General features: G+C 65.1%; 1 protein-coding gene. It reads right to left on the reverse strand.

Translation table 11 applies throughout. From position 1 onward, the window contains the following. Positions 1–75: 75 nt before the first annotated feature. Positions 76–1,311: an IS256 family transposase gene (locus ACJH6H_RS29675; RefSeq protein WP_036437208.1), complete on the reverse strand. Its 1,236-nt coding sequence runs from the start codon at positions 1,309–1,311 to the stop codon at positions 76–78. Between the last annotated feature and the right edge of the window lie 149 nt (positions 1,312–1,460).

The raw sequence follows: 1,460 nt of genomic DNA on the forward strand, positions 1-1,460 counted from the left end.
GATAGCGTCCCGGGGAGTGGTGGACTTCGGATCTGGCGTGGTTCACGCGTTGTGATCAACGAGTCATGGTGAACGCTAGGCGATTTGGTGTTGTTTGGCAAGTGCTGCCGCGGCGTGTTTGGCGGCGATCACGGCGCGTAGTTCGTCCATGGAGACATCGGAGAGGTAGCGGCGGGTGACCTGCCACTCGTCGTGGGATTCGATGACCACCGCGGTGGCCAGGCGAAGGAACGCCGCCGGATTGGGGAAGATCTCCACGACATCGGCCCGACGCTTGATCTCTTTATTCAGACGCTCTATCGGATTATTCGACCAGATCTTCTGCCAATGCGCCTTCGGGAACGCAGTGAACGCCAACACGTCGGTCTTGGCCTCGCCCATCATCGCGGCCACCTTCGGGAACGACGCGGCCAGGGTGTCGGCGACCCGGTCCCACTGCGCGGCGACCTCGTCGGGTTCGGTGTGAGCGAAGATGGTCTTGACCGCCGCGGTAACCGCCGGGGCGTGTTTGGCCGATACCGCGGTATGCAGGTTCCGCATGAAATGCACCCGGCACCGCTGCCACGATGAGTTCGTGAACTGCTGTGCCACAGCGACTTTCAACCCAGCGTGCGCATCGGAGATGACCAGGTGCACCCCCGATAGGCCGCGCGCCTTAAGCGAGGCGAGGAACTCGCGCCAGAACTCGAACGACTCGCTGTCACCGACCGCGGTGCCCAGCACCTCACGGGTGCCGTCGATCGACACGCCGGTCGCGACCACCAGGGCCTGGGAGACCACGTGCGCCCCCACGCGGACCTTGCAGAAGGTGGCATCGCAGAACACGTAGGGGAAGCTGGTGTGGGTCAGCGAGCGTTCCCGAAACGCTGTGATCTCGCGGTCCAGGCCGGCGCAGATCCGCGACACCTCCGACTTGGACACCCCGGTCTGCACGCCCATCGCCGTCACCAGGTCATCGACGCTGCGGGTGGACACCCCGTGCACGTAGGCCTCCATGATGACCGCGTGCAGCGCCTTGTCGATACGCCGGCGGGGTTCCAGCAGCGACGGGAAGAACGATCCCGCCCGTAGCTTGGGGATCTGCACCTCGATGTCCCCGGCGGTCGTGGAGACGGTCTTGGGGCGGTGCCCGTTGCGGTGCACCGTGCGGCCGTCGCTGCGTTCGTAACGGCCCGCGCCGATCGCCGCGGTGGCCTCGGCCTCGATGAGCTGCTGCAACCCGGAACGGATCAACTCGGCGAACACCGCACCCGAGTCAGCGGACTTCAGTGCATCGAGCTGAGCGAGCAGGGCAGAATGGTCAAGGGTCATCGCGCGGTTTCCTTCGGTGAGTCACTTTGGTACGTAACTCACTGACCACTACGCGATGGCCCACCCCAACACCGGCACCGACACGGCCTGAACATCTCCGCCCACCTCAGCCCCGTCCCCGAATTCCCACCACCCCAGGGGACTTAGCC

Source organism: Mycobacterium sp. SMC-21, from assembly GCF_045310825.1.
GTDB lineage: Bacteria > Actinomycetota > Actinomycetes > Mycobacteriales > Mycobacteriaceae > Mycobacterium.

Bases quoted from the DNA above. Each gene is read 5' to 3' on its own strand.
- ACJH6H_RS29675 (WP_036437208.1), bottom strand. From the start codon at position 1,311: ATGACCCTTGACCATTCTGCCCTGCTCGCTCAGCTCGATGCACTGAAG.